The 19794-nt window shown below is 42.3% G+C and carries 19 protein-coding genes and 1 tRNA gene; 17 read left to right on the top strand and 3 right to left on the bottom strand.

The features are described 5' to 3' along the window. Nucleotides 1-284: 284 nt before the first annotated feature. From ACFX4X_RS00710 to ACFX4X_RS00690, 5 genes are all read left to right on the top strand, one after another. Nucleotides 285-743, top strand: a complete 459-nt coding sequence (locus tag ACFX4X_RS00710; protein ID WP_061465559.1) for an NUDIX hydrolase — start codon at nt 285-287, stop codon at nt 741-743. A 43-nt stretch (nt 744-786) separates the two neighbouring features. Further along, nucleotides 787-1686 (top strand): RNase adapter RapZ, encoded by a 900-nt coding sequence (gene rapZ / locus ACFX4X_RS00705; RefSeq protein ID WP_061465558.1) that lies wholly within the window; start codon nt 787-789, stop codon nt 1684-1686. Beyond that, entirely contained in the window at nt 1676-2662 is a 987-nt protein-coding gene (locus tag ACFX4X_RS00700; RefSeq protein WP_061465557.1) for a gluconeogenesis factor YvcK family protein, read from the top strand. The genes rapZ and ACFX4X_RS00700 overlap by 11 nt, the downstream gene beginning before the upstream one ends. A 66-nt stretch (nt 2663-2728) precedes the next feature. Beyond that, nucleotides 2729-3682 carry a DNA-binding protein WhiA gene (gene whiA, locus ACFX4X_RS00695; RefSeq protein ID WP_061465556.1) on the top strand — a complete coding sequence of 318 codons (954 nt, stop codon included), beginning with the start codon at nt 2729-2731 and terminating at the stop codon, nt 3680-3682. A 20-nt stretch (nt 3683-3702) separates the two neighbouring features. Further along, the gene (locus tag ACFX4X_RS00690; RefSeq protein ID WP_061465555.1) at nt 3703-3960 is read left to right on the top strand and encodes an HPr family phosphocarrier protein; all 258 of its coding nucleotides are present in this window, start codon (nt 3703-3705) and stop codon (nt 3958-3960) included. A 110-nt stretch (nt 3961-4070) separates the two neighbouring features. On the opposite strand, the gene clpP is transcribed toward ACFX4X_RS00690, so the two are convergent. Next, nucleotides 4071-4679 (bottom strand): ATP-dependent Clp endopeptidase proteolytic subunit ClpP, encoded by a 609-nt coding sequence (gene clpP, locus ACFX4X_RS00685; RefSeq protein WP_061465554.1) that lies wholly within the window; start codon nt 4677-4679, stop codon nt 4071-4073. Nucleotides 4680-4967: 288 nt separating this feature from the next. Here clpP and ACFX4X_RS00680 point away from each other — a divergent pair. The 9 genes from ACFX4X_RS00680 to eno all read left to right on the top strand — a co-directional run bounded on the left by ACFX4X_RS00680 (nt 4968) and on the right by eno (nt 14274). Next, a tRNA-Arg gene (locus ACFX4X_RS00680) sits at nt 4968-5039 on the top strand. A 330-nt stretch (nt 5040-5369) separates the two neighbouring features. Beyond that, nucleotides 5370-6707, top strand: a complete 1338-nt coding sequence (gene rpoN, locus ACFX4X_RS00675; RefSeq protein WP_317777141.1) for an RNA polymerase factor sigma-54 — start codon at nt 5370-5372, stop codon at nt 6705-6707. Nucleotides 6708-6712: 5 nt separating this feature from the next. Further along, nucleotides 6713-6964 (top strand): glutaredoxin family protein, encoded by a 252-nt coding sequence (locus ACFX4X_RS00670; protein ID WP_377380817.1) that lies wholly within the window; start codon nt 6713-6715, stop codon nt 6962-6964. 140 nt (nt 6965-7104) lie between these two features. Then, nucleotides 7105-8139 carry a sugar-binding transcriptional regulator gene (locus tag ACFX4X_RS00665; protein WP_377380814.1) on the top strand — a complete coding sequence of 345 codons (1035 nt, stop codon included), beginning with the start codon at nt 7105-7107 and terminating at the stop codon, nt 8137-8139. A 32-nt stretch (nt 8140-8171) separates the two neighbouring features. Continuing rightward, complete coding sequence (gene gap, locus ACFX4X_RS00660) at nt 8172-9179, top strand: type I glyceraldehyde-3-phosphate dehydrogenase (RefSeq protein ID WP_061465552.1); 1008 nt, start codon at nt 8172-8174, stop codon at nt 9177-9179. 248 nt (nt 9180-9427) lie between these two features. Next, nucleotides 9428-10612: a phosphoglycerate kinase gene (locus ACFX4X_RS00655; RefSeq protein ID WP_284469279.1), complete on the top strand. Its 1185-nt coding sequence runs from the start codon at nt 9428-9430 to the stop codon at nt 10610-10612. A 45-nt stretch (nt 10613-10657) separates the two neighbouring features. Further along, a complete protein-coding gene (gene tpiA / locus ACFX4X_RS00650; protein WP_377380809.1) occupies nt 10658-11419 on the top strand; it encodes a triose-phosphate isomerase in 762 nt (253 codons plus the stop codon). Next, nucleotides 11412-12947 (top strand): 2,3-bisphosphoglycerate-independent phosphoglycerate mutase, encoded by a 1536-nt coding sequence (gene gpmI, locus ACFX4X_RS00645; RefSeq protein WP_284469280.1) that lies wholly within the window; start codon nt 11412-11414, stop codon nt 12945-12947. The genes tpiA and gpmI overlap by 8 nt, the downstream gene beginning before the upstream one ends. A gap of 31 nt (nt 12948-12978) precedes the next feature. Beyond that, the gene (gene eno, locus ACFX4X_RS00640) at nt 12979-14274 is read left to right on the top strand and encodes a phosphopyruvate hydratase (protein ID WP_089361936.1); all 1296 of its coding nucleotides are present in this window, start codon (nt 12979-12981) and stop codon (nt 14272-14274) included. A 367-nt stretch (nt 14275-14641) separates the two neighbouring features. Here the strand turns inward: eno and ACFX4X_RS00635 are convergent, their stop codons facing one another. Both ACFX4X_RS00635 and ACFX4X_RS00630 read right to left on the bottom strand, forming a co-directional pair. After that, nucleotides 14642-15466: a M15 family metallopeptidase gene (locus ACFX4X_RS00635; RefSeq protein WP_377380804.1), complete on the bottom strand. Its 825-nt coding sequence runs from the start codon at nt 15464-15466 to the stop codon at nt 14642-14644. Nucleotides 15467-15521: 55 nt separating this feature from the next. Continuing rightward, nucleotides 15522-16064 (bottom strand): hypothetical protein, encoded by a 543-nt coding sequence (locus tag ACFX4X_RS00630; protein WP_377380801.1) that lies wholly within the window; start codon nt 16062-16064, stop codon nt 15522-15524. Nucleotides 16065-16237: 173 nt separating this feature from the next. On the opposite strand from ACFX4X_RS00630, the gene secG reads away from it, so the two are divergent. From secG to rnr, 3 genes are all read left to right on the top strand, one after another. Next, a complete protein-coding gene (gene secG / locus ACFX4X_RS00625) occupies nt 16238-16471 on the top strand; it encodes a preprotein translocase subunit SecG (protein WP_061465545.1) in 234 nt (77 codons plus the stop codon). A gap of 132 nt (nt 16472-16603) precedes the next feature. After that, a complete protein-coding gene (locus ACFX4X_RS00620; RefSeq protein ID WP_061465544.1) occupies nt 16604-17350 on the top strand; it encodes an alpha/beta hydrolase in 747 nt (248 codons plus the stop codon). Nucleotides 17351-17383: 33 nt separating this feature from the next. Continuing rightward, entirely contained in the window at nt 17384-19753 is a 2370-nt protein-coding gene (rnr, locus tag ACFX4X_RS00615) for a ribonuclease R (protein ID WP_061465543.1), read from the top strand. Nucleotides 19754-19794: the final 41 nt, after the last annotated feature.

Genomic DNA, 19794 nt, shown 5'->3' with positions numbered 1-19794 from the left:
GCAGGAGATAAAGACTTACTCAGTGATTCCTTGCGAATGAATATTCCCCCAATGCAGGAAGTTTCCTTTATTGTTAGCTCATTTCAAAAATAGTATAATGATAAGATATACTAAACATATCTGTCAAAAGGTAATAAGATGTAAAATACAACTTGTTTGAACTATTAGCATTTGAGAATCGCCAAATGGATATCTAACGGCGGTTTAATGATATAAACTGAATCTCTTCAAGCAGAAGGGGGAAGGTTTCTATAGTCGAGCAGAGGCCAATTGAGGTGAAGAACGTGCAACGTGTCACAAACTGTGTATTGATTAAGGATGATCAAATCCTCTTATTGAAAAAACCTAGACGCGGATGGTGGGTAGCTCCAGGCGGCAAGATGGAGCCTGGGGAGTCTGTACGTGATGCTTGTATTAGAGAATATCGCGAAGAAACAGGAGTTTATTTGAAAAACCCTTCCATAAAAGGTATTTTCACCTTCATTATGAAGGACGGGGATAAAGTTTTGTCAGAGTGGATGATGTTCACTTTCTTTGCGACGGATTCAGATGGTGTCAATGTGGATGTTTGTGAAGAAGGGGAACTTAGCTGGCATCCGGTTGATGATGTTAAAAAGCTGAAAATGGCTGAGGGTGATTTTCATATTCTGGACTATATGGTCCATGGAAGTGGAATCATTTATGGAACGTTTACCTATACGCCTGAGTTTAAGTTACTCTCTTATCGATTGGATCCAGGTTAATATTCAATATAAAAAAGATTGCTATATATGGGGGCGGAGAACTATGAGTACAGGGGAGATTAATGAAACGCAATTGGTCATCATAACCGGAATGTCAGGAGCAGGTAAGACAGTGGCGGTTCAAAGTTTTGAAGACCTGGGCTTTTTTTGCGTCGATAATTTGCCGCCCACGCTATTGCCAAAGTTTTTGGAGTTAATGAAGGACTCCGGGAATAAGATGAATAAAGTGGCTCTTGTCATGGACTTGAGGGGGAGGGAGTTTTTTGATTCCTTATTTCTTGCACTGGATAAATTAACGGAATCAGCGGCAGTATCACCAAGAATCCTTTTTCTTGAAGCTGATGATGATTCTTTGGTACGCAGGTATAAGGAAACGAGAAGGACCCATCCCCTTGCTCCATTAGGCAGGCCATTGGAAGGCATTAAAATGGAACGGGAACTATTGGACGAACTAAAGGGAAGAGCTCAGCTGATCTTTAATACTTCACAACTGAAACCGCGCGAATTGAGGGAGAAAATCGCTTCGGAATTTTCTGCGGATAAATGTGTAGGTTTCACAGTCAATGTCATGTCCTTCGGGTTCAAGCATGGTCTGCCAATAGATGCCGACCTTGTGTTTGATGTACGTTTCCTGCCAAATCCATATTATATTGACCATATGAGGCCAAAGACTGGATTGGAACAGGAAGTATCGAGTTACGTTTTAAAATGGAGTGAGACTCAAAAGTTCTTGGAAAAGGTGACCGATCTGCTTGCCTTCATGCTTCCACATTATAAACGTGAAGGGAAAGCACAGCTTGTAGTTGCGATTGGGTGTACAGGCGGTCAGCATCGTTCTGTAGCATTGACGGAGTATATTTCAAACCACTTCAAAAAGGATTACAGCGTTCAAATATCTCATCGTGATATCGAAAAAAGTAAGGGGAAAGCAGATGTTAGATAATAAGAAACAACCTAAGGTTGTGATCATTGGTGGGGGAACCGGCCTTCCCGTTTTGTTAAGGGGTTTAAAGAAGCATCCAGTGGATATAACGGCGATCGTCACTGTAGCAGATGATGGCGGAAGTTCGGGTCGCCTTCGCGAGGACATGGATATCCCCGCGCCAGGTGATATTCGTAACGTTCTAGCAGCGTTATCGGATGTAGAGCCTCTTGTTGAACAAATGTTTCAACATCGCTTTCAGAGTAAAAATGAGCTATCCGGGCATTCGCTGGGGAATTTGATCCTGGCGGCAATGACCTCGTTGACCGGAGATTTTGTCCATGCTATCCAGGAAATGAGTAAATTCCTTAATGTCCGTGGTAAAGTGCTTCCGGCTGCCAACCAAAGTGTGGTTCTCCATGCGGAGATGGATGACGGAACGATTGTTACAGGAGAATCCAAGATCCCCTTTTCAGGAAAGAAAATAAAAAAAGTATTCCTGTCTCCTCAGCATATAAGGCCGCTCAGTGAAACTCTTCAGGAAATTAAGCATGCAGATCTTATTGTCATTGGTCCAGGAAGCTTATATACTAGCATTCTGCCTAACTTACTTGTCCCGGGCCTAGGGGAAGAAGTTGGCCGCTCCAAGGCTAAGAAGGTGTACATTTGCAATTTAATGACACAAGCCGGCGAGACGTTGGATTATAGCGCAAGCGATCATATAAAAGCTATATATGACCATATGGGAAATGCATATATTGACAGGATACTGGTTAATAATGAGGAAATACCGACTGAGATTCAGCAACGTTATCAAGCTGAATATGCCAAACCGGTCATGTATGATGTGGAAAGTTTAAAACGGATGGGTCTTGAAATCATACAAGAACGCATTTTCAGCTATGAAGGGAATGTAATACGCCATGACACGAAAAAAGTGGCGGATTTGCTTTATAATATGCTTGTAAATGAAACAAAAAGCCACATTGTTCCGTAGATATAAGCGGGGACGGTTTTTTGATTGATAAAATAGATTACCTGCGTTCGATTGGGGGTGAAATGGATGTCTTTTGCTTCAGAAACGAAAAAAGAGCTTACTACATTAGAGGGAAAGGATTGCTGCGGAAAAGCGGAATTGTGTGCGCTTATCCGGATGAACGGATCCCTTTCATTTTCTAATCGGAAGCTTGTCGTGGATATTCAAACTGAGAATGCTGCGATTGCCAGAAGGATTTATACGCTGCTGAAAAAAAGTTATGAGGTCCAGGTCGAGCTTTTGGTCCGTAAAAAGATGAAGCTTAAAAAAAATAATGTTTATATTGTCAGGATGTCATCTGGAGGGCAGCGGGTTTTAACTGATTTGGAAATTTTAGGCGACGGCTTTGAAATTCTCCATGCTATATCCGACACTATTGTTGGGAAGAAATGCTGTAAGCGTTCATACCTAAGAGGTGCATTCCTTGCGGGGGGATCGGTGAATAATCCGGAAACGTCTTCCTATCACCTTGAGATTTTCTCACTTTATAAAGAGCACAATGATGCCCTTTGTGAGCTAATGAATAAGTTTGGCTTGAAGGCCAAGACGCTTGAACGCAAAAAAGGGTACATCATTTATTTGAAAGAAGCCGAAAAGATCGCTGAGTTTTTAAGCATAGTCGGTGCCCATTCAGCCTTATTAAGATTCGAGGATGTACGGATTGTCCGTGATATGCGTAATTCAGTAAATCGACTTGTGAATTGTGAAACAGCCAATTTGAACAAAACGATTGGTGCCTCATTGCGCCAGGTTGAAAATATCCATTACATTGAGGATACGGTAGGACTAAGCATTTTACCGGATAAGCTTCGGGAAATTGCGGAGCTTAGGATAGCATTTCAGGATATAACCTTAAAGGAACTTGGAGAAATGGTATCAGGAGGAAACATCAGTAAGTCAGGGATTAATCACCGATTACGCAAGATTGATGAAATAGCTGACAGGCTCCGTGGGGGAGAGGCTATTGCTGCGAAAAAATAAAGCTAACAGGGGAGATCAAGATGGTGGAAAAACAAGTTGAAGTAAAACTGAAAACAGGTTTGCAAGCCCGGCCGGCCGCTCTTTTTGTACAAGAAGCTAACCGCTTTCATTCGGATGTTTTTCTAGAAAAAGAAGGAAAAAAAGTGAATGCGAAAAGTATCATGGGATTAATGAGCCTTGCCATCAGTTCTGGCGTGTCCGTTAAGTTAATCGTCGAAGGACGCGATGAAAAGGAAGCAATAGAGGCATTGGAAGAGTTCATTCAGCAAGAGGGGTAAAATAAGAGGATGCCAAAAGTGCATCCTTTTCTTTTATGATTTTTTACATTATGTGAAAAAAGGCTCCGAAAGTCGCTTAAAACGACTTTCGGAGCCTTTTGTATCATTTTTTATTTAGAGTCTTTTTTGTCATCAAGAATGCTGCGCGTGATGACTTTGTCAATCAAGCCATATTCAAGAGCTCTTTCGGAAGTCATGAAGTTATCACGTTCCGTATCTCTTTGAAGGACTTCAATAGGTTGACCAGTACGTTCTGCCAAGATTTGGTTCAGCTTATCTTTCAAGTGAAGGATACGGCGGGCAGCAATTTCAATTTCCGTTGCTTGACCTTGGGCTCCTCCAAGTGGTTGGTGAATCATGACTTCACTGTTCGGCAACGCATAACGTTTGCCCTTTTCACCAGCGGCCAATAGGAATGCACCCATGGAAGCGGCCATACCGATGCATACAGTGGATACATCAGGTTTGATATACTGCATAGTATCGTAAATGGCCATACCGGAAGTGATGCTTCCACCTGGGCTGTTGATGTATAAAGTGATATCTTTTTCAGGATTTTCCGCTTCTAAAAATAGTAATTGAGCAACAATTGAGTTGGAAACATTATCGTCAATTCCACTTCCTAGCATAATGATCCGGTCTTTTAATAAACGGGAGTAAATATCGTAGGCACGCTCCCCACGACTTGTTTGTTCGATAACTGTAGGAATTAAATTCATGTTCATTTCCTCCTTCGATTAAGAGAATCATTTAAATTCTTTATGTATGTATGATACACTTTTTGGTCAATTTAGGTCAAACAAAACAAACCCTATAATGGATAATTTGTTCGACAATTTTCTGGCAAGTCTCCTTCCCGAATAGATTTATTTATAATTATGCCGCACAGGGATGAATTTCCACATTACCCATAATACCCAAAAGGTGAAGTTTTAAACCTGATAACCCTTGCAAAGGATGGGATTCTATCATATAATGAAGTCTGTCGAAAAAAGATTTTCTATTTCGCCCTCGTAGTGCAACGGATAGAACGCAAGCCTCCGAAGCTTGAAATGCAGGTTCGATTCCTGCCGAGGGCATTACCAATCTCCTGCTTAATAAAGTGGGGGATTTTTTATTGGTCAATTCAATTAGAAGGCATCAAATGGTTCCTTGCGATTTTTGATGGATTTACTCGATTTCCGTAAAATTCCATCGAATCATGGTATTTCACTCCCTTGCCTCAGAATATTCGCCCCTACCATTGAAAAATGGTGATTTTTCAGTAAAAGTAGTTGTGAAAATCGCATTTCTAACATATAGTATTTAAAACAAATACACTATTCAGAAAAAAACGTAAGCGTTTTCATGGGTTTTTGTGTAGAATTTTCTCCTGATAATGTAAAATGGAGTGGGGGAGGGATGAATCGATGAGTATGAATATGAAAGCAGGACTTTTTCAACAGCAAACATTAAAGATGGCAATGACCCAGGAGCTTATGCAAGCAATTACATTGCTGCAATACTCCTCACAGGAGCTATCGGCATTCTTAGAAGATAAAATGGTGGAAAATCCATTACTGTCCCTAGATCAGCCAACATCTTCTTTATTTCAGCCAACCTTTGACCGAAAAAAGGGAAAACGGACTCTTAAAAATACGTATGATGCCAACTATTGGATTGAACAGATCAGTGAAGATACACTATCGCTTGAACAGCATGTCATGTCCCAGGTGAATCACCAGCAACTTTCCGGTGAGCAGCAGAAGGCGATGCTACTATTAATTCATAATCTTGATGAAAACGGTTACTTAAGGACTCAGCTGGAGGATATATGTGTTCCAGGCATATCTTCAGTCGTTTTGGAAGAGAGCCTTTCGATTTTACAGCAGCTAGAGCCGCATGGAATTGCAGCTAGGAATCTTCAAGAGTGCCTTTTACTTCAGGTAAAAGCAGAAGGGATGAATTTGCTGGCAGAATCGATCATAGAAAATCATTTCCTCGATTTTGCTGAAAAGCGTTGGAAGGACTTAAGTAAGAAAATCGGTGTTACAATGAAGGAGATTCAAGAAGTCTTTGATTATGTCCAGACGTTGAACCCGCGTCCAGCTTCACTCTTTTTTCAGGAAAAACCTTCTTATATAGTGCCGGATGTGGTCGTGGAAGTTCGTGATGGGGTACTGCTTGTGGGGAATTATGATGGCAACTCACCAAATCTTAATGTGGATAAAGGGTATTTGAACCGAATGAAGAGCCATAAGGACCAGGGAGTGCAAAAGTTCATCCAGGATAAGTGGCAGGAATATCAATGGATCTCTAGAGGGATACAACAGAGAAAAGAAACGATATTGAAGGTTATTCAGTGCATCGTCGAAAAACAGCCGGCGTGCTTTCGTCATGGCCTTAACCATTTGAAGCCGATGACGATGAAAGAAGTCGCCGACGAGATTGGTATTCATGAATCTACAGTTAGCAGGGCCGTTAAAGGAAAATACGTGCAGACACCATTTGGCACAATAGAGATGCGGATATTTTTCACTACTTCTTTACAGTCAGTCGGCCTTGATGAGGATATGTCAGGCATGCAAGCAAAAAAGGGCCTGCAGGCAGCCATCAATGGTGAAAATAAACAAAAGCCGCTTTCGGATCAAGATTTGGCAGAACGATTGAAAGTGGAGCATGGAATTATACTGGCGCGCCGAACGGTCGCCAAATACCGGGAACAATTAGGGATCCCTTCTTCATCTAAACGAAAAAGATATGATTGAAAAGGATGAGTGGTTTGGAATCAAATGCGTTTGTTTTATATAGTAGGGATAAATGCCCGTTATGTGATAAAGCCAAGCAGATACTTGAAGAAGTGAAATTCGAGTCAGGCATAGGGTATAGGGAAATCGATATCCATACCGATGATGATTTGGTTGAGAAATTCGGATTGATGATCCCTGTTGTAGAATGGAAAGATGATATCGTTCAATTTGGAAATGTTGATAAATTAGCTCTAAATAGGCTTTTCGAAAAATAATTTTTCAAATCATTTGAAGAAACATTCCGTTCCTGCTAGAATAAAATATGTAGCAGGAATATTTTTTTTGGTGTAAGTGGGACAGAAAACGACTACGCGGGACATTATATGTCCAACTTAACTATTTAGGAGTTTTAAATATGCGTACATTACTCGAGGTACAAAGAAAATTATTACCTGATTTCCTTATGGCTATGCAAAAAAGATATGATATCCTGCGTTATATCAAAATGATGCAGCCAGTTGGAAGGCGAAGTCTGGCCGTGAGCCTTAATTTGACTGAGCGGACGCTTAGAAGCGAGGTTGATTTTCTGAAAAGTCAGAACCTGGTTAACATATTCATTTCTGGTATGACGCTGACTGATGAAGGGATTGAAATCCTGGATAAGTTAGAAGGAATAATGCGTGAAGTAATGGGTATAGACATAATGGAGCGGCAATTGCAGGATTTGTTACAAGTGGATGAGGTCATTATTGTCTCAGGAAATTGTGACGAAACCCCATGGGTGAAAAAAGAATTGGGTAAAGCTTGTGCAAACCGTATGAAACGAGAATGGAACTCAAAAAATATCATTGCGGTTACTGGTGGATCGACAATGGCCGAAGTGGCTAATTCGTTGTCACCTGATGAGGCTTCCAAGAAATTGACATTTGTCCCAGCCCGCGGGGGAATTGGTGAAGCAGTGCAGAACCAGGCTAATACGATTGTCGAAAGAATGGCACAGAAGGCGCAGGCCTCTTACAGAGTGTTATATGTACCCGATCAATTAAGCGGTGAGGTTTATGCTTCCTTCATGAAGGAACCTGCAATTAAAGAAGTGATTTCCCAAATCAAATCTGCCGATATGATCATTCATGGAATTGGTGATGCCATGGCGATGGCAGAGAGAAGAAATTCTTCGCCAGAAATGTTAAAGAAGCTGTTAGATGGAAATGCTGTAGGAGAAGCATTCGGTTATTACTACGATGAAAACGGAAAAGTTGTTCATAAGGTTTTGACAGTCGGAATCCAGTTAGATGATCTTAGCCCTGAAAAGCGAGTGATAACTGTGGCAGGTGGAAAAACTAAAGCTAAGGCTATCCGTTCTTACATGAAAGGCGCACCTTCATCGACCGTTTTGATAACGGATGAAGCGGCAGCCCAAGAGTTAATTCAGGGGAATTACACCCCTTAATATATTTGTGAACTTAAAAGGAGGAATTTTTCATGGCAGTAAAAGTTGGAATTAATGGTTTTGGACGTATTGGACGTAATGTATTTCGTGCAGCATTGAGTAATCCTGAGGTAGAGATTGTTGCTATTAACGACTTAACGGATGCTAATATGTTAGCGCACCTTCTTCAATATGATTCAATTCATGGATCTCTTAATGAAAAAGTAACGGTTGATGGGGATTACCTTGTTGTTGATGGGCATAAAGTCAAAGTATTGGCTGAACGTGATCCTGCACAATTAGCATGGGGTGAACTGGGAGTAGAAGTAGTAGTTGAATCTACAGGACGTTTCACAAAACGTGCGGATGCTGCAAAACATTTAGAAGCTGGCGCGAAAAAAGTAATCATTTCGGCTCCTGCATCAGATGAAGACATCACAATCGTCATGGGTGTAAACGAAGAAAAATATGATGCAGCAAACCACCATGTAATCTCTAATGCTTCTTGTACAACGAACTGCTTAGCACCATTTGCTAAAGTGCTTCAAGAACAATTCGGAATTAAACGCGGTATGATGACGACTGTTCACTCATATACAAATGATCAGCAAATCCTTGATTTGCCTCATAAAGATTATCGCCGTGCTCGGGCAGCGGCTGAGAATATCATTCCTACAACTACTGGGGCAGCAAAAGCTGTTGCACTTGTCCTTCCTGAACTTAAAGGGAAATTGAATGGTATGGCAATGCGTGTACCTACTCCAAACGTATCTGTTGTCGACCTTGTTGCAGAGCTTGAAAAAGACGTAACGGCTGAAGAAGTGAATGCAGCATTTAAAAAGGCTTCAGAAGGCGAACTTAAAGGAATTCTTGAGTACAGCGAACTTCCGCTAGTATCAGGTGACTATAACGGTAACCCAGCATCATCTACAATTGATGCCCTTTCCACAATGGTAATGGAAGGAAACATGGTTAAAGTATTATCTTGGTATGATAATGAAACAGGATATTCTAGCCGTGTTGTTGATTTAATCAACTATTTGGCTAAAAAAGGATTGTAATTAGAATAATAAAAAAAACCTCACCAAAGTGAGGTTTTTTTTATCACACCTCTAAAAAAACTTGGCAGAAGATGATATTATAAGTTAGTCATTAATCAGTCAAGCGTTTACATTTCTTGTTTTTGGATAATTTCCTTTAAACCGACTATAATGAAAAAGAGAAAAGGGGAGTTGGGATATTTACCCTCTCCCTTTTTGATTAAAAGAATCAAAAATATGAAAACAATATCTAAGGAGGTTCTTGGATTATGAATAAAAAGTCGATTAGAGATATTGAGTTAAAGGGGAAACGCGTATTTTGCCGTGTTGATTTCAACGTGCCGATGCAGGGCGGAAAGATTTCGGATGATACGAGAATCAAAGCTGCACTGCCGACGATTTCCTATCTGACGGAACAAGGCGCTAAAGTCATTTTAGCCAGCCACCTTGGCCGTCCTAAAGGACAAGTCGTTGAAGAATTACGTTTAGCTCCTGTTGCGGAAAGACTAAGTGAACTTAGTGGCAAAGATGTGCAAAATGCTCAAGAAGCTTATGGTGAGTCCGTTCAATCAATCATTGATAACATGGGAAATGGTGAGATCTTGCTGTTGGAGAACGTTCGTTTCTACCCGGGGGAAGAGAAGAACGATCAAGAATTGGCGAAGTCATTTGCTGCACTGGCGGATGTTTATGTAAATGATGCATTCGGAGCTGCACACCGTGCACATGCGTCAACTGAAGGGATAGCACACCATCTTCCAGCTGTTGCCGGATTACTGATGGAAAAGGAACTTTCTGTGCTGGGAAAAGCCCTATCCAACCCAGAACGCCCTTTCACAGCTATAATTGGCGGAGCAAAAGTAAAGGATAAGATAGGCGTTATCGAAAACCTTTTGGAAAATGTCGATCACTTGATTATTGGTGGTGGACTAGGTTATACATTTATTAAAGCACAAGGTCACGAAATCGGTAATTCTTTATTGGAAGAAGACAAAATAGAATTGGCCAAATCTTTCATCGAAAGTGCAAAGGAAAAAGGCGTAAAATTGCATTTGCCTATTGATGCAGTTGTAGCAGCTGAATTCTCACCTGATGCAGAATCAGAGAATGTTGATATCGATGCTATTCCAAATGATAAAATGGCTTTGGATATCGGTCCAAAAACTAGTGAATTATTTGCGGATGTAATTAAAGGTTCCAAGCTTGTCATATGGAATGGACCGATGGGTGTATTCGAGTTCGATAAGTTTGCGAATGGAACGAGAACGGTTGCTGAAGCATTGGCGGAAGCAAAAGATACGTACAGTATTGTAGGCGGAGGGGATTCTGCTGCAGCTGCTGAAAAGTTTGGATTGGCTGAAAAGATGTCCCATATTTCAACTGGCGGCGGTGCATCTCTTGAGTTCATGGAAGGCAAAGAATTGCCTGGCGTTGTGGCCTTGAACGATAAATAAGCGTTAACCGTTACATATTTCAACTTTAGAAGGGATGAGAAACCAATGCGTAAACCGATTATTGCAGGAAACTGGAAAATGAATAAAACACTATCTGAAGCGACTGCCTTTTTAGAAGAAGTGAACAATCTGATTCCGAAGCAAGATTTAATCGATACGGTTGTATGTGCTCCAGCTTTGTTTCTGGATCAACTGGTTAAAACAGCAAAAGGAACCGATGTGAAAATTGGGGCGCAGAACATGCACTTTGAAGAAAGTGGTGCTTTCACAGGAGAAATCAGTCCAATCGCTTTAGCTGATCTGGGTGTAACCTATGTAATTCTTGGCCATTCCGAACGCCGGGAAATGTTCAACGAAACGGATGAAGGCGTTAATAAAAAAGCGCATGCCGCTTTTGCCCATCAGTTAACCCCTATCGTTTGTTGCGGTGAAACACTTGAGCAAAGGGAAGCGGGCGAAACGAATGATTTCGTTGGAAGCCAGATTGAAAATGGCTTGGCGGGATTATCTGAAGATCAATTAAAACAAACCGTCATTGCCTATGAGCCTATTTGGGCGATTGGAACAGGGAAATCGTCTTCTGCTCAAGATGCAAATGAAGTTTGTGCACATATTCGCTCAGTTGTGGCTGACAAGTTTTCAAATGAAGCGGCTGCAGCCATCCGCATTCAGTACGGTGGCAGTGTAAAACCTGAGAATATTAAAGAGTACATGGCACAGCCTGATATTGACGGTGCGTTGGTAGGCGGGGCAAGCTTGAAAACCGATTCCTTTTTACAATTGCTGGAGGCTGGTCACTATGAGTAAGTCGCCTGTGGCACTTATCATCTTAGACGGTTTTGGCTGCCGTGGTGAAGAAAAAGGAAATGCTGTTTTTCATGCGAAAAAACCGAACTTTGACCGTTATTGGGAACAGTATCCGCATTCCCATTTAACTGCAAGCGGGGAAGCTGTCGGTTTGCCTGCCGGTCAAATGGGGAACTCCGAAGTGGGGCATTTGAATATTGGGGCAGGACGGATCGTTTATCAAAGTCTTACCCGTGTGAACCTGGCAATCCGTGAAGGTGAGTTTGCAGAAAATCCAACTTTGGTCGATGCCATGAGCCATACCAAGAAAAAAGGCACGGACCTTCACCTTTTCGGCCTTCTTTCAGATGGCGGCGTACACAGTCATATTGAACATATGTATGCCCTGCTGAAATTGGCCGCAAAAGAAGGAGTTAAAAATGTATATGTACATGCATTTTTAGATGGACGTGATGTCGGACCGAAAACGGCGCAAGGTTATATTAAGGAAGCGGAAGCGAAAATGAAGGAAATCGGTGTCGGTCAGTTTGCGACCATTTCCGGAAGATATTATTCGATGGACCGTGATAAACGGTGGGAACGTGTGGAGAAATCCTACCGTTCGATGGTGTATGGTGATGGACCTGCTTACTCTTCAGCTATGGAATGTGTCGAGGACTCCTACGAACATGGCATTTTTGACGAGTTCGTGATACCTTCAGTCATAACGGCGGAAGACGGTAAACCGGTGGCAACGATTAAAGATGATGATGCCGTTATCTTTTATAACTTCCGTCCAGACCGGGCGATCCAGATTTCCAATACGTTCACGAATGAGGACTTTCGCTCATTTGACCGCGGTCCTGGACATCCGTTGCACCTCCATTTTGTATGCTTGACACATTTTTCAGAAACAGTTGACGGATATGTTGCTTTTAAGCCGACAAATCTTGATAATACATTAGGGGAAGTACTTTCCCAAAACCAGCTTACCCAGCTTCGTATCGCTGAAACTGAAAAATACCCGCATGTGACGTTTTTCATGAGCGGCGGACGTGAAGAGAAGTTTCCTGGTGAAGAGAGGATTTTAATTAATTCTCCGAAAGTCGCTACATATGATTTACAACCGGAAATGAGTGCTTATGAAGTGACGGATGCATTAGTGGAACAAATTGAGGCTGACCGTTTCGATGCGATCCTTCTGAATTTCGCCAACCCGGACATGGTTGGTCATTCAGGGATGCTTGAGCCTACCATTAAAGCGATTGAAACCGTGGATGAATGCCTAGGCAGGATCGTCGATTTAATCGTCTCAAAAGGCGGTACAGCAATCATTACAGCTGATCATGGCAATGCTGATGAAGTCGTAACGCTTGAAGGCGACCCCATGACAGCCCATACAACGAATCCCGTGCCTGTCATTATCACTAAAAATCAGGTAACATTAAGAACAGGTGGTATCCTAGGTGATTTAGCTCCAACGATGCTTGATTTGCTTGGAGTCGAAAAACCTGTTGAAATGACAGGGAAATCCCTATTATCTAAATAAAAATTGTGAATTGGAAAAGGAGAGATTTATAATGCCGTACATCGAACATGTATATGCACGCGAAGTGCTTGATTCCCGTGGTAATCCAACAGTAGAAGTAGAAATCCAAACAGAGTCCGGATATTTCGGACGTGCAATCGTACCATCAGGTGCTTCCACAGGAGAACACGAAGCGGTTGAGCTTCGTGACGGAGATAAATCTCGTTACCTGGGTAAAGGGGTACAAAAAGCAGTTGATAATGTAAATGAAATCATTGCTGACGCTGTCATTGGTTTGGATGTAACGAACCAAGCAGGCCTTGACCTTACTATGATTGAATTGGATGGTACTGAAAACAAAGGAAACTTGGGAGCTAATGCAATTCTTGGTGTATCAATGGCTGCTGCCCATGCCGCTGCTGAATTTTCAGGTTTACCATTGTATCGTTATCTTGGAGGATTCAATGCGAAACAACTTCCGACTCCAATGATGAACATCATTAACGGCGGATCACATGCCGATAACAATGTTGACTTCCAGGAATTCATGATCCTTCCTGTAGGTGCCCCTAGCTTCAAAGAAGCCGTTCGTATGGGTGCTGAAGTATTTCATGCATTGAAATCAGTCCTTTCTGCTAAAGGCTTGAATACGGCTGTTGGCGATGAAGGCGGCTTTGCTCCAAACCTTGGATCAAACCGTGAAGCGCTACAAGTCATCATCGAGGCAATTGAAAAAGCAGGCTATAAAGCAGGCGAAGATATCTACCTTGGTATGGACGTAGCTTCATCTGAATTCTATAACAAAGAAACAGGCAAATATGATCTTGCAGGCGAAGGCCGCAATGGCGTTACATCCGAAGAAATGGTTGCTTTCTATGAAGAGCTAGTGAATGAGTTCCCGATTCTTTCCATCGAAGACGGCTTGGATGAAAATGACTGGGATGGCCACAAACTTCTAACTGAACGCATTGGTTCTAAAGTTCAATTAGTGGGTGACGATTTATTCGTAACGAACACGAAAAAATTGGCTGAAGGCATCGAAAAAGGCATCGGTAACTCGATCCTAATCAAAGTGAACCAAATTGGTACACTTACTGAAACGTTTGATGCAATCGAAATGGCGAAGCGCGCAGGCTACACTGCAGTCGTTTCCCACCGTTCAGGTGAAACGGAAGATGCAACAATCGCTGACATCGCCGTTGCAACAAACGCAGGCCAAATCAAAACGGGTTCCATGTCCCGTACAGACCGTATCGCTAAATACAACCAACTTCTTCGCATCGAAGACCAGCTTGGTGACTTGGCTGTATATGGCGGCTTGAAATCTTTCTATAACTTGAAGAAGTAATTATCTTGAATTCCGCTTCTGACGAGAAGCGGATGGATTCATTATAATAATTTCTTTTAACCTCCTATTCAATGTGGCAATCCGCATTTGAATAGGAGGTTTTTTTATGTTTATGGGGGGGAGTGTGCATTCAATATGGGACAGTCCTATTTGTTACCAAAACCTTATGAAGTCAGCGAAAGTGACTATGAAAGTACAGTCGCCTCCGGTTCATTTCGAACGGTTATCAAACCTTAAAGTCAATGCTTCATTAAGATGGGCTTGTTACAGCTTAGGCATGATTCCAGCTGGATTCAAGCCCATTTAATCAAACGTTTGATTAATAAAATCCAAGACAAAAAAAGGTGCCGCATATGGGCACCTTTTCTTATTTATTCGATACAGCTTTCACTGGCACGGCATTATAGTATTCTTCCAATGTACTCTTCGTTTCGAAAATTTCAGTTGCGGCTTCGACACCAACATAGCGGATGTGCCATGGTTCGTATTTATAGCCTGTGATGTTTTCCTTGCCTTCTGGATAGCGGATGATAAATCCGTATTCATGGGCATGCTCGGCAAGCCAGGTCGCTTCATTCGTGTCACCGAAGCAGTCTTGGGCAGCACATGCGCCGTCGTGGGTCGTAACATCAATCGCGAGACCCGTTTCATGCTCGCTTGTCCCAGGCATTGCACTGTAGGTCCTAGCTTTTTCTTCCCCGTCCTTAGCCACATAGTTATTAAAGACCGCGATTTGTGTTTGATGTGAACGGTATGCGGAAACACCGGCAAAGTGCATGTTTTCTTTTTCGGCAGCCTGGAACAATTTTTCAAGAGCCTTTCCCGCTTCTTTGCGCATCATTCTTTTTTCAATTTTATCTTGAAAGATGAAATCCACTTTTGGGTAGATAAGGTCCTCAGGTTTGTAATCTTCCGGCAGGCTGTATTGTTTATTGACAAGTACAGGTATGCTTTCCGGGTTGGCTAATGTCTGAAGGCCAGCCTGTGCGGGTTTAACCGTTTCATCAACTTCCACCTGGCGTTGGGCCGATTCATTTGAATCATTATTCTTATCAGTTTCTGTCTCCTTATCCTGGGAGCTCGGTTGTTCTTCTTTTGGCTCTTTTTTATCATCGCTGGTCAGGTCGAATGAACAGCCAGCCATCAGAATGAAAGATGATAGAGCGGTTGCTGCAAATATAGGTTTTAACATATGAAAGGCCCCTTGCTTTTAATATAAGATTTCCAATAGAAATAGTTTTGAAAGATTATCGTGATAAGTAATCCCTTGTTAATTCACTTTGATATTTATCAAGAAATAAGCCAATCCAGACCACCATCAACAAAAAAGGATAATCATTACGGATTGCGGTTTGCACGACGGGATCAGACCAAAAGTGCGAAAGGAAACCAGATGACATCCTGATTGTCTCGAATGTGACAAGGCCGTGCAGCGATAACCAAAGGATCGTAAGGGTATTGGTCCCAAACCCGATCAATGCTGCTATGATGCTCAGCAAGACGGCTGCTGCCCCGATCAGGAGGACATGGAAGCTTGATTGGAAAAAGTCGATACTGCTATTGGAAAGTCCATTATAAATAATAGCAGTAAAATAAACGGTTGTCGTGATATATGCAGCAAATAATAAGTATCGATTTCCGTGATACTTTGCCAGCAGCAATAGAAGCGGTGATAGGATGATTAATAGGACACTTATAAGATTGCTTCCGCCTGTCCATAAAGAATAACCGGCAAACGCCGAGAATAGGATGGTCAGGAGATCAAGAATCCGAAGTATGGACTTAAACATGGTGACACCTCTTTCTCTTTATGCAAATTATCTCAAACTTTGTTTCAAAAAGAAAATAAACGACCATGGATTTAGGAATTCTTACCATTATAGTATAACAAAGATTGTGGATATTTAGTGGGTGTGGTAAAGTTAAAGTAATTGTTTATTGGTTCTTCAGGAGGTGTAATTGCATGCATGCATTTCTCATAACGCTTTTAGTGATTGTCAGTATCGCCCTCATTGTGACGGTATTGCTTCAATCAGGTAAAAGTGCAGGTTTATCAGGTGCGATTGCCGGCGGTGCCGAGCAGCTATTCGGAAAGCAAAAGGCACGCGGTTTGGACCTAGTTTTACATCGGGCAACGGTAGTATTGGCCATTTTATTCTTTGCTTTAACTTTACTTGTTGCATTCTTTGATGTGTAATGGATCAAAAATGAGTCTAGCTAAATAGCTAGGCTTTTTTCTTTGCACAATAGTCGCATGAATAGATATAGTGATTTTAGTACTTAATTATAGGATAGGGAATTCTATTTACCGATAAAGGAGTTTAAAATCATGAAAATCAAGCTGCAGCAGCCCTTTACTTTTAAAGGCGGAAAAAGAGCTGTTTTACTTTTACATGGATTTACGGGGAATTCCGCAGATGTGCGGATGCTTGGCCGTTACTTGGAGAAACAGGGATACACCTGCCATGCCCCGCATTATAAAGGACATGGCGTTCCGCCAGAGGAGTTAGTGAAAACGGGGCCAACAGATTGGTGGAAAGATGTCATGATGGCCTACGATTTTCTTAAAAGCGAAGGCCATGAAGAAATTGCTGTTGCCGGACTCTCATTAGGAGGCGTATTTTCTCTGAAATTAGGTTACACTGTACCTATAAAGGGTATCGTAACAATGTGTGCGCCTATGTATATCAAAAGTGAAGAAATGATGTATAAAGGAGTATTGGAGTACGCTAGAGAATTTAAGAAGTACGAAGGGAAAACTCAAGAGCAAATAGAGCTTGAAATGGACCTTCTTGCCGATAAGCCCATGAATACATTGAAAGCCCTTCAGGAATTGATAACGGATGTACGAGAGCACGTCGACCTTATTTACGCGCCGACATTTGTCGTGCAGGGCCGGCATGATGATGTTATCAATCCCAAAAGTGCCGATATTATTATTGATGCCATTGAATCACCTGTCAAACAAATCAAGTGGTATGAAGAATCCGGTCATGTCATAACTCTTGATAAAGAACGAAACCAATTGCATGAAGATGTATTTGAATTTTTAGAAAGTCTGGATTGGTCCGAATAACAAAATTATCATACCCTGAATAGGAGGGTTTTCATGGAAGATAACATTCAAGAACATATTAATAAGCTGCTGACGTACATGACGGATGAAGCATATAAGCCGTTAACCGTACAAGAACTGGAAGAGGCTTTGAAAATCGAAGACTCGGCAGATTTCAAGAATTTCGTTAAGGCTTTAGTTAAGATGGAAGAAAAGGGATTGGTGGTCAGAACGAGAAGCAATCGTTACGGCCTGCCGCAAAAAATGAATTTGTTCCGCGGTAAATTAACGGGCCATGCAAAGGGATTCGCTTTTGTGACACCTGAAGATAACCCAGGTATGGATGATATTTTCATTCCGCCAAATGAAACGGGTACAGCGATGCATGGAGATGTCGTCATGGTACGAGTATCTTCGGAAACATCCGGCTCAAGACAAGAAGGCACGGTCATCAGAATACTTGAACGCGGCATTACACAAGTGGTCGGTACATACTCGGAAAGTAAAAGTTTTGGTTTCGTCATCCCTGATGATAAAAAGATTGCAAACGATATCTTCATTCCACAGCATGCTTCCCATGGAGCGGTAGAGGGACATAAGGTTGTCGTCAAGCTGACTTCTTATCCTGAAGGACGTGTAAGTGCAGAAGGCGAAGTCATTGAAATTCTTGGGCATAAGAATGACCCTGGTGTAGATATTCTTTCAGTGATCCATAAATATGGTTTGCCGATGGAGTTCCCGGATGACGTCATGGAGCAAGCCAATGCCGTTTCGGATACCATTCAAGAAAGTGAAATTGGCAGTCGCAGGGATTTGCGGAATGATGTTTTGGTCACGATTGATGGAGCGGATGCCAAGGACCTGGATGATGCCGTCACTGTTTCTAAACTTGAAAATGGCAATTATAAGCTTGGTGTCCATATTGCTGATGTCAGCCATTATGTGACGGAAGGTTCGCCAATTGATAAGGAAGCCTTAGAAAGAGGGACGAGCGTTTATTTGGTTGATAGGGTCATCCCGATGATCCCGCATCGTTTATCGAATGGCATTTGTTCCTTGAACCCACAAGTCGACCGTTTTACACTTTCTTGTGAAATGGAAATCACACCAAATGGTGAAGTTGTCAACCATGAGATTTTCGAAAGTGTCATTAAGACGACTGAACGTATGACATATGGCAATGTGAACAAAATCCTTGTGGATAAGGATGAAGAACAACTCGAACGCTATGAAGCTTTGGTTCCGATGTTCCAGGACATGGAGAAGTTGGCGGCCATCCTTCGTAAAAATCGGATGAACCGCGGTGCAATCGACTTTGATTTCAATGAAGCGAGAGTTATCGTTGATGAAGAGGGACATCCGACTGATGTGGTTTTACGTGAAAGGTCGGTTGCGGAAAAGCTGATTGAAGAGTTCATGCTTGCGGCCAACGAAACCGTTGCTGAGCATTTCAACCGTCTTGACGTTCCGTTCATTTACCGTATTCATGAAGATCCCAAGCCGGAAAAACTGCAGCGTTTCTTTGAATTCATTACGAACTTCGGATATATTGTACGGGGGTCGGCCAATGACGTTCATCCTAAAGCGTTACAGGAAATCATTGAGGCGGTTGCAGGTAAACCGGAAGAAACGGTCATATCCACAGTCATGCTTCGTTCCATGCAACAAGCCAAATATGACCCCGAGAGCTTAGGTCACTTTGGTTTATCAGCTGAGTTTTATACACATTTCACATCACCGATTCGCCGTTACCCGGATTTGATCGTGCACAGGTTGATCAGGACCTACTTGGTGGAAGGTAAACTCGATGAAGCTACGAAGGAGAAATGGAATGCCATTTTACCTGAAATTGCCGATCATACATCGAAACGTGAACGTCGCTCAGTCGATGCTGAACGGGAAACGGATGATTTGAAGAAAGCAGAATATATGCTTGATAAAATCGGCGAAGAATATACCGGTATCATTGGTTCGGTTACGAATTTCGGGATGTTCGTCGAGTTGCCGAACACCATTGAAGGACTTGTCCATGTCAGCTTTATGACGGATGATTATTACCGCTTCGATGAGCGTCAGCTTGCAATGATCGGGGAGCGTACCGGTAATGTGTTCCGGATTGGCGATGAGATCGACGTACGTGTTTCCAACGTCAATAAAGAGGAACGCGCCATCGATTTTGAAATTATCGGCATGAAGGTAAGCCGCCCGCGTCCATCTGGCGAGAAGAAAATATTCAAAGCCAATTCAGGTGAACGCAAACGGGGCCGCGGTGGCAATGGGGGACGTAACGAAGGTAAAGGCGGCGGCCGCGGAGGCAGCCGTAATGGAGATTCGCCTTCCTCTGAGAGAAAACCGAAAAAGAAGAAAAAGTTCTTTGAAAATGCGCCAGCTGCCAAGCGCAAGAGAAAACCAAAAAAGAGATAAAGATTGAGGCGGGGGGATGATCATTTCATCCTCTCGCCGCG

This window comes from Peribacillus sp. YIM B13481, assembly GCF_042787985.1.
Taxonomy (GTDB): domain Bacteria; phylum Bacillota; class Bacilli; order Bacillales; family DSM-1321; genus Peribacillus; species Peribacillus simplex_A.
Note: the sequence above shows the minus strand (reverse complement) of the source record. Positions and strands in the feature narration are given on the sequence as shown.

What these genes read in the sequence shown, in the direction of transcription:
- eno (WP_089361936.1), top strand. Translation starts at nt 12,979, where the DNA reads ATGCCGTACATCGAACATGTATATGCACGCGAAGTGCTTGATTCCCGT.
- ACFX4X_RS00630 (WP_377380801.1), bottom strand. Translation starts at nt 16,064, where the DNA reads ATGTTTAAGTCCATACTTCGGATTCTTGATCTCCTGACCATCCTATTC.
- gap (WP_061465552.1), top strand. Translation starts at nt 8,172, where the DNA reads ATGGCAGTAAAAGTTGGAATTAATGGTTTTGGACGTATTGGACGTAAT.
- ACFX4X_RS00655 (WP_284469279.1), top strand. Translation starts at nt 9,428, where the DNA reads ATGAATAAAAAGTCGATTAGAGATATTGAGTTAAAGGGGAAACGCGTA.
- whiA (WP_061465556.1), top strand. Translation starts at nt 2,729, where the DNA reads ATGTCTTTTGCTTCAGAAACGAAAAAAGAGCTTACTACATTAGAGGGA.
- ACFX4X_RS00700 (WP_061465557.1), top strand. Translation starts at nt 1,676, where the DNA reads ATGTTAGATAATAAGAAACAACCTAAGGTTGTGATCATTGGTGGGGGA.
- ACFX4X_RS00665 (WP_377380814.1), top strand. Translation starts at nt 7,105, where the DNA reads ATGCGTACATTACTCGAGGTACAAAGAAAATTATTACCTGATTTCCTT.
- secG (WP_061465545.1), top strand. Translation starts at nt 16,238, where the DNA reads ATGCATGCATTTCTCATAACGCTTTTAGTGATTGTCAGTATCGCCCTC.
- clpP (WP_061465554.1), bottom strand. Translation starts at nt 4,679, where the DNA reads ATGAATTTAATTCCTACAGTTATCGAACAAACAAGTCGTGGGGAGCGT.
- rpoN (WP_317777141.1), top strand. Translation starts at nt 5,370, where the DNA reads ATGAGTATGAATATGAAAGCAGGACTTTTTCAACAGCAAACATTAAAG.
- rnr (WP_061465543.1), top strand. Translation starts at nt 17,384, where the DNA reads ATGGAAGATAACATTCAAGAACATATTAATAAGCTGCTGACGTACATG.
- tpiA (WP_377380809.1), top strand. Translation starts at nt 10,658, where the DNA reads ATGCGTAAACCGATTATTGCAGGAAACTGGAAAATGAATAAAACACTA.
- ACFX4X_RS00620 (WP_061465544.1), top strand. Translation starts at nt 16,604, where the DNA reads ATGAAAATCAAGCTGCAGCAGCCCTTTACTTTTAAAGGCGGAAAAAGA.
- ACFX4X_RS00690 (WP_061465555.1), top strand. Translation starts at nt 3,703, where the DNA reads ATGGTGGAAAAACAAGTTGAAGTAAAACTGAAAACAGGTTTGCAAGCC.
- gpmI (WP_284469280.1), top strand. Translation starts at nt 11,412, where the DNA reads ATGAGTAAGTCGCCTGTGGCACTTATCATCTTAGACGGTTTTGGCTGC.
- rapZ (WP_061465558.1), top strand. Translation starts at nt 787, where the DNA reads ATGAGTACAGGGGAGATTAATGAAACGCAATTGGTCATCATAACCGGA.
- ACFX4X_RS00635 (WP_377380804.1), bottom strand. Translation starts at nt 15,466, where the DNA reads ATGTTAAAACCTATATTTGCAGCAACCGCTCTATCATCTTTCATTCTG.
- ACFX4X_RS00670 (WP_377380817.1), top strand. Translation starts at nt 6,713, where the DNA reads ATGAGTGGTTTGGAATCAAATGCGTTTGTTTTATATAGTAGGGATAAA.